This window comes from Mesorhizobium sp. M4B.F.Ca.ET.017.02.2.1 (assembly GCF_003998955.1).
Lineage (GTDB): Bacteria > Pseudomonadota > Alphaproteobacteria > Rhizobiales > Rhizobiaceae > Mesorhizobium > Mesorhizobium abyssinicae.
In genome coordinates, this window is record NZ_RZOF01000295.1 from 1 (window position 1) to 7,830 (window position 7,830).

The following is a 7,830-nucleotide window of genomic DNA, read 5'->3' on the forward strand; positions in this document are numbered from 1 at the left end:
GTCTTGCCAGATTCCCGGCGCCGTGATGACGCCCGGAACCTCCAGGCACTTCGACGTGACGGTCTCGGCCAATGGCGAGTTCGAGAACTGCGCGCGCGGCTCCTACGGGCCGGCGCCGGGAGACGACATCGTCTATCCGATCGGCCAGGCTTGCGCCAAGGGCGGCGGGGCTCCGACCATCCGCGTCGAGAAGACCGGCGACAGCGAATGCCAGCCCGGCCAGCCCTGCTCGTTCGAGATCACCATCACGAACGATGGGCCAGCCGCCTTCTCCGGTCCGGTCCGGATCGGCGATGCGATCGGCGTGGAAGGACTGGGCAGGCTGGAAGGCGTCGAGATCACGTCGATTGAGCCGCCCTTCGGCTGCTCGCCGGAACCGACGACGCTGCCTTTGTCCTGCATTGCCAACCTGACGCTCGGCGCCGGGGAAAGCCACGTGCACAATGTCACCATGGTCATCCCCGATGACGGCCGCCTGGCCAATCTGCAGGGCACGGTCAACGGTCAGAACTGCGTTGGCGTCCTGTCCCCGGATACGCGGGTGCAGGGCGGCGGCGACGTGCTTGCCGGCGATCAGGCCAACATCCAGGGCAATCGCGGCAGGGCCTATGCGTGCCATCCCTTCACCATCAGGAACGAGGTGAAGAAACAGTGCTCGGCAGGTTTCGTCATGAACGATGCCGGCCGCTGCGTCTGCCCCGAAGGCACCACCTACCGCAACGGCCAGTGCACGGGCGGCGGCGTCATCGTCGAGCCGAAGCCCAAGCCCTGCGTGCTGCTCAAGGGCCAGATCCGCACCGAGGACGGGCGCTGTGTCTGTCCGCGCGGAACCGAGCTCGAGAACGGCGCCTGCGTGAAGATCACGCAAGGCTGCACCATACCCGGCTCGGTGCCGTCGGCGGACGGCGACAGCTGCTACTGCCCCAAGGGCACGCATCTCGACAGGATCGCGAATGCCTGCGTGCGGGACAAGCAGAAGCCCGAGCAGTGCACCATTCGCGGCCAGGTCCACGACGCGGACGGCGATTGCGTCTGCCCGAAGGGAACCGAGGTGCGCAATGGCGCCTGCCGGCCGATCCGGCCGAAACCGGAGCAGTGCCGCATCCCCGGCCAGGTCCGCAATGCCGATGGCGATTGCGTCTGCCCGAAGGGGACAGAGCTGCGCAACGGCGCCTGCCGGCCGATCCGGCCACAGCCCGAGCAGTGCACGATCCGCGGCCAGATCCACGACGCCAACGGCAATTGTGTCTGCCCGAGGGGTACGGAGATCCGCGACGGCGCCTGCCGGCAGAAGAAGCCCGAACTGGAGCAGTGCACCATTCGCGGCCAGGTCCACAACAAGCGTGGCGAGTGCGTCTGCCCGCGTGGCACCGAGGTCCGTGACGGCGCCTGCCGTAGGGTCCGGCAGGAATGCGCGCCGGGTTCGCAGCTGATCAACGGCCAGTGCCAGCCGATCATCATCCTGCGGCGCTGCCCGACCGGGACGACCGGAAAATATCCAAACTGCGTCCCGCTTCGCAAGCCGGGCGTGGAGGTCAACCCGAACCTGCTGCTCAATCCGAACATCCTGCAGCAACTGGTGCCGAGACGCACGCCGCAGGTGCAGCAGGATCCGGCGGGAGCGAACATCCAGAACTCCAAGCCGTGATCTAGCGATAGGAAAACCAGAACCCCGCCGGAGCAATCCGGCGGGGTTTTTCGTTGGCGGGATCGCCCGCGTGAACCTTGATGCCGCGAGCGGCGACCAATCGCTGAAGGAACACATCAGGAGAGAGAGATGTCTTCAGTCAGCTATGCCTTTCGCAATACGGTTGCGACTGTTGCCCTGTTCGCAGCCGGACTAGTCAGCACCTCCGCTTTCGCCACACAGGCCAACATCAAGTCGATGTCGTTCGACACGCAGAGCGTCAACACCACGCTTCATGTCGTTTCGAGCGACAAACAGAAATGGGACAGGCTGAAAAGCGGCACGGTCCAGTTCTGGGGCCACATGAAGATCGACACACGCTGGCCAGGCTACGTGCAGCAGGTCGGTGTATCGCTCGGCGTATGCGGCCCCAGCCAGTGCGGGGCGTTTCCGCCGATCTGGAGCGCATCGCCGGTCAGCCGCGACTATGATCACCAGGAGAACTTCTCCTTCGATCCCTCGATCATGGCGCTGTCTTCGAATGCGGACATCGCGTCGGTGCCCTATGGCGATCAGATTATCGCCAAGTGCAACCAGCACCTCCAGCCCGATGGGCCGACGAAGTCCTATTCGTTCACACACACTTTCCACGCGACCTTTTCGGCGCTGACCGACAAGGCGCTCGACATGCACAATGCTGCCACCGAGGTGATGGGCGGCAGCTGGCCCTATCCGATCTACGAATCGCATTATGCCGAACACGGTTCGTTCGACGTTCAGGTCGTCTGCGATCCCGTCGTCAAACCGGCGGCTCAGGACATCGCCGTCGACTTCGGCGAATTCGAGACAAAGAACGTCAAGCTGTTCCTGACCACCTACCGCTCGAACCAGCCCGGCTCGACACCCGGCACAGTGTGCCCGGCGCTCAAGGTGACCAGCCGCGCGCAGGCCAACAAGGCCGGGCCGGTATCGATGCGCATCTGGCGGCAGAAGGACGATGGGCCGATCACATCGGAGTTCAAGCAGGTCTGGGCGTCCTTCGACGCGGGCAAGAACGGCTATTTCGCCATCTATGAGAAATGGGAGAATGTCGGAGCGACCGCGTACTTCCAGTACAAGACCGAAATAGTCGGCAACGGCCCGTTCGAGCCCTTCGACGGCTGGAAGGACATCACCGTCCATTGCACTGGCGCCGGCGGCGGCGGCTTCACCGATGGACCGCAGGCCGATCCCGACAACCCGCCGGCAAAGGCCGACTGGCAAGGCGAAGTGACCGTTTCCGACAGCGCCGGATCCAGGAAACTTTGCCCGCGCAAAGGCCAGGTCGCGTTCGAAGCGAGCCGCGATGCTCCCGGCGCGTTGCACTATCGAATCGGTTGCTCGAATGGCGCCTTCTTCACCGGCACCGCGGTCGCCTTCAACGAAGGCGGTGTGTTCAAGGCCAGTGCCGCGCACGATCTCAGCATTAGCAGGACCCGCTCGATCCAGTGCACCTTGCAGGAGATCAAGCCAAATGGATCCATCGCCACCATCGACATGGATGCGGAGGATTTCACCTGCATAAAACGGACTATCGAGCCCAAGGTCGACGATCTGGTCTCAAGCCCGCGACCCGACTTCGGCAAGCCCAGGCTGCCGCCGGTCGTCGTCGATCCCGGCCGCAAATGCCTGCCTAGCCAAAGTCTGCTGCGCGGCAAATGTGTCGACAGGCCGCTGGTGGCCGCGTGCAAGAACACCGAGAAGCTGGTCGACGGCCGGTGCATCGGCGTCAGCATCCACTGCCTGCCCGGCTATCATCAGGTCGGCCTGAAATGCGTGAAGAATGCCGTGATCGCCGGGAAATGCCGGCGTGACGAACAGCGCATCAATGGCGAATGCGTTCGCATGCCTTCCATCATCATCGACTGCAAACGCGGCTATCATCTGGTCGGCAAGGCATGTGTGAGGGACGCAATCATCACCACGGGCTGCCGGCCAACCGAAATGACGGTGCGCGGACATTGCGTGCCCAGGCCGGCTTCGAAGACGCTTGGGCTGCAGAAGTTGAAGCAAGGCAGGGGCCAGTCGTTTCTGCCGGGGCAGGCCAGGTCACGGCTTCAGGTGAACTGAATCCCGCTGCAAACCAGGAGAGAGGCGGTGCCGCCTCTCTCCTTTGCGGGGATGACGAACCTCGTCCTGGTCTGGAGCGACATGCGTCCTTTTTGGCACTAGCTGCCCTCCAACACATAATCGGGCATGTCCTTTCCGAAAATCGGTTCCGATTTTGCAGCCGATGCGCTAGGGCGGAGCGGACTTGAAGAACGGGAAGCGGACATGGCCAAGAAAACCCTGATCGCGCCATCGGTGCTGGCGTCGGATTTCTCGAAGCTCGGCGACGAGGTCGAAGCCGTCGCAGCGGCCGGCGCCGACTGGATCCATCTCGACGTCATGGACGGCCATTTCGTCCCCAACATCACCTTCGGCCCGCCGGTGGTGAAGGCGATCCGCAACCGTACCAAGGCCTTCTTCGATTGCCATCTGATGATCGCGCCGGCCGATCCCTATCTGGCCGCCTTCGCCGAGGCCGGCTGCGACGGCCTGACCGTGCATGCAGAGGCCGGGCCGCATCTCGACCGCTCGCTGCAGACCATCAAGAACCTCGGCAAGAAGGCCGGCGTGTCGCTCAACCCGGCGACACCCGAAAGCGCTGTCGAATACGTGCTCGACCGGCTCGACCTCATCCTGATCATGACCGTCAATCCGGGCTTTGGCGGTCAGGCGTTCATTCCGGCAATGGTCGACAAGGTGAAGCGGGTGAAGGCGCTGATCGGCAACCGTCCGATCCGCATCGAGATCGACGGCGGGGTGTCGCCGGAGACGGCGCCGCTGGTCACCGCGGCGGGCGCCGACGTGCTGGTCGCGGGCGCCGCCATCTTCAAGGGCGACAGCGTCGAGGCCTATCGGGCCAACATCGAGGCGATCAGGACCGCGGCGGACAGCGCCGCCGCCTGATCCTGGCCGTTGACCGTATCTCGGCTGGATACCCAGTCTGATTGATAGCCGAAATGAGTAGCTTCGCTGTCCAGCGCCTCAAGCTTCTCAGAAAATTCAATATTCTTGAGCCGCCCGTTACTTCGGCGAGCCACTGCGCTCTCTATCCTCTTTAAGTCCAATACCATCATCTTCCGCTTGAGGCCGCGAAGTGTGGCACGGTATAGTACGCCTACGGGATTGAGACTGCTTCGCAACAAGAACCAACAACAGGCCAAGGCAGGCAACAGGAGCGATATTGACGTACGGAACCGCCGATCCGGGCGATGAAGGTGCCGGACCCAAGAGCACCCTTGCCAGCACGGTCTATCATCAACTTCGGGACGATCTCTTGCGCGGTGTGCTGGAGACCGAAAGCAAGCTTCGGGTCGAATGGGTGGTTTCGCGATATGGCGCCGGCGCCTCGCCCGTGCGCGAGGCGCTTAACCGTCTGGCTTCGGAAGGCCTGCTCGGCCGCCACGACCAGCGCGGCTTCTTCCTGATGCCGGTCAGCGCCGAGGAGCTGGATGAGCTGACCCGCACCCGCTGCTGGCTGGAGGAAAGGGCGCTGCGCGAATCGATCGAGCACCGCACCGGCGAATGGGAAGAGCAGCTGGTGCTGGCGCTGCATCGCCTGGCGCGCGCCCAGCGCCGCCTGCCGGGTGAGCCCTCGACCAACAATCCGGACTGGGAGAAGCTGCATCGCGCCTTCCATCGCGCGCTGATCGGGGGCTGCCGGTCGCACTGGCTGGTCGGTTTCTGCGACCAGCTTTCCGACCAGGCTTCCCGCTACCGGCTGATCTCGCAGCACGGCCCGGGTGACGAGCGCGACGACCTTGCCGAACACCGCCAGATCGCCGAACGCACCCTCGATGGCGACGCCGACGGCGCGGTCGAGGCCTTGCTCAACCATTACCGGCTGACGGCGGCCATGTGCATGGCGCGTTTCAGCCAGGACGGCGATCCCAAGGCAACCGCGGCCAAGGCGTTGCGCGGCCGCAAATAGCTGCTCTTCCAGTCTCAAATCTGATATTCGCTCTCGCCGCAACGATGCGAATTTAGGATTCGCCGCGCCACGCGGGAGCAACAATGAGCAATCACCTGTTCGACGCTTTTCGCGCCCGCGTCACGGCACCTCGGCGGCTGTTGATGCAGACGGATGACGGGCGCTCCCTCACCTATGGCGACATGCTGGCGCGCTCGGCCCAGCTGGCGCATGCGCTGGTGCAATCCGGCGTGGCGCCGGGCGACCGCGTCGCCGTGCAGGTCGAGAAGAGCCCGGAAGCGGTGCTGCTCTACCTTGCTTGCCTGCGCGCCGGGGCCGTCTTCCTGCCGCTCAACACCGCATACACTCTGCCGGAACTCCGCTATTTCTTTGGCGATGCCGAACCGCGGCTGGTGGTCTGCGACCCGGCAAGAGCGGCCGATATCGGCCCGCTGGCTCAGGCGTCCGGCGCGGCGCTGGCGACGCTTGGTCAGCACGGCGACGGTTCGCTGCCCGAAAGCGCTTCCGGAAATCAGGCGGATTTCGACGATGTGGCGCGCGGACCGGACGACCTTGCCGCGATCCTCTACACGTCGGGAACGACCGGCCGCTCGAAGGGCGCCATGCTCAGCCACGAGAACCTCGCCTCGAACGCGCGCGTGCTGGTCGAGCATTGGCGCTTCAGCGCCGAAGACGTCCTGATCCACGCGCTGCCGATCTTCCACACGCATGGCCTGTTCGTCGCCACCAACGTGATCCTGATGGCCGGCGCCTCGATGCTGTTCGAGGCGAGATTCGATCCGGTCCGCATCGTCTCGCTGCTGCCGCGCGCCACCGCGCTGATGGGCGTGCCGACCTTCTACGTGCGCCTGCTGCAGCAGCAGGGCCTGGACGCCCAGGCGGCGAAAACCATCCGCCTGTTCATTTCCGGCTCGGCGCCCTTGCTGGCCGAGACGCATGCCGCCTGGCGAGAGCGCACCGGCCACGCCATCCTCGAGCGCTACGGCATGACCGAAACCAATATGAACACATCCAACCCCTACGATGGCGAGCGGCGCGCCGGCACGGTCGGCTTTCCCTTGCCGGGCGTTTCGCTGCGCATCGCCGATCCCGACGGCGGCGGGTCGCTCGCACAGGGCGAGGTTGGCATGATCGAGGTGAAGGGCCCGAACGTCTTTGCGGGTTACTGGCGGATGCCGGAAAAGACCAAGGCCGAATTCCGTCCCGACGGCTTCTTCATCACCGGCGATCTCGGCCTCGTCGATCGGGACGGCTACGTGCATATCGTCGGGCGCGGCAAGGACCTGATCATTTCCGGCGGCTACAACATCTACCCCAAGGAGATCGAGGGCGAGATCGATGCGCTTGCCGGCGTCAGCGAAAGCGCGGTGATCGGCGTCGCCCATCCGGACTTCGGCGAGGGTGTCACTGCGATCGTGGTGCGCAAGCCGGGCTCGGCCATCGGCGCGGCCGATGTCCTCGACGCCATCGCGGGTCGGCTCGCCCGATACAAGCATCCGAAGCAGGTGATCTTCGTCGACGAGCTGCCGCGCAACACCATGGGCAAGGTGCAGAAGAACGTTTTGCGCGAGACCTACAAGGATCTCTACGGCCAATAGTTTTCGATGACGATGCGCGAAGGGCTCCGGCCAATTGCGAACGTTGGTTTCCTAATTGACGGTAGGATCGAGGGCCTACGCCCCGAACACCTTCTTGCCGCCGATCCAGACGCTCTTCACGTCCAGATCCTCCGACAATGCCACGATGTCGGCTGCGGTGCCGTTGGCGAAGCGGCCGAGCCGGTGCGCCTGGCCGATCGCCTCGGCTGGATAGAGCGAAGCCATGCGCAGCGCCTCGCCAAGCTCCAGCCCGACGACGCGGTGCATGAAGCGCACGGCCGAGATCATGTCGAGATCGGCCCCGGCCAAGGTTCCGTCGGCCAGCCTGAGGCTGCCGTCCTTGCGGTATATGGTGCGGCCGTTCAGCGTGAACGACGTCATGTCGGTGCCGATCGTCGCCATGGCGTCGGTGACCAGCACGATCTTGCCCGGCCCCTTCTTGGCGCGCAGCGCGATCGCCATAGTGGCTGGATCGACATGGATGCCGTCGGCGATGATTCCGGCCGACAACCCGCCTGTGTCGATGGCCGCGCCCGCCAGCCCCGGCTCGCGGTTGCCGATCTGGCTCATGGCGTTGAAGAGATGGGTCA

General features: G+C 64.5%; 5 protein-coding genes and 1 pseudogene. 5 read left to right on the forward strand and 1 reads right to left on the reverse strand.

The window, feature by feature from the left end; genetic code table 11:
• The 5 genes and pseudogenes from EN738_RS26565 to EN738_RS26585 form a co-directional block, all read left to right on the forward strand.
• Positions 1–1,648, forward strand: a pseudogene (locus EN738_RS26565) (hypothetical protein); the annotation flags it as partial.
• A gap of 129 nt (positions 1,649–1,777) precedes the next feature.
• Positions 1,778–3,736 carry an EB domain-containing protein gene (locus tag EN738_RS26570; protein ID WP_127286291.1) on the forward strand — a complete coding sequence of 653 codons (1,959 nt, stop codon included), beginning with the start codon at positions 1,778–1,780 and terminating at the stop codon, positions 3,734–3,736.
• A 204-nt stretch (positions 3,737–3,940) separates the two neighbouring features.
• Entirely contained in the window at positions 3,941–4,618 is a 678-nt protein-coding gene (rpe, locus tag EN738_RS26575) for a ribulose-phosphate 3-epimerase (RefSeq protein WP_127286292.1), read from the forward strand.
• A gap of 277 nt (positions 4,619–4,895) precedes the next feature.
• Positions 4,896–5,642, forward strand: coding sequence for a GntR family transcriptional regulator (locus EN738_RS26580; protein WP_127286293.1), 747 nt, complete (start codon positions 4,896–4,898; stop codon positions 5,640–5,642).
• An 83-nt stretch (positions 5,643–5,725) separates the two neighbouring features.
• Positions 5,726–7,240 carry a malonyl-CoA synthase gene (locus tag EN738_RS26585; RefSeq protein WP_127286294.1) on the forward strand — a complete coding sequence of 505 codons (1,515 nt, stop codon included), beginning with the start codon at positions 5,726–5,728 and terminating at the stop codon, positions 7,238–7,240.
• 75 nt (positions 7,241–7,315) lie between these two features.
• Here the strand turns inward: EN738_RS26585 and EN738_RS26590 are convergent.
• Positions 7,316–7,830: amidohydrolase family protein (locus EN738_RS26590; RefSeq protein WP_145966938.1), on the reverse strand; the 515-nt coding region annotated here is incomplete at its 5' end.

Excerpts from the sequence above, each read along its gene's own strand:
- EN738_RS26570 (WP_127286291.1), top strand. The coding sequence starts at position 1,778 with ATGTCTTCAGTCAGCTATGCCTTTCGCAATACGGTTGCGACTGTTGCC.
- rpe (WP_127286292.1), top strand. The coding sequence starts at position 3,941 with ATGGCCAAGAAAACCCTGATCGCGCCATCGGTGCTGGCGTCGGATTTC.
- EN738_RS26585 (WP_127286294.1), top strand. The coding sequence starts at position 5,726 with ATGAGCAATCACCTGTTCGACGCTTTTCGCGCCCGCGTCACGGCACCT.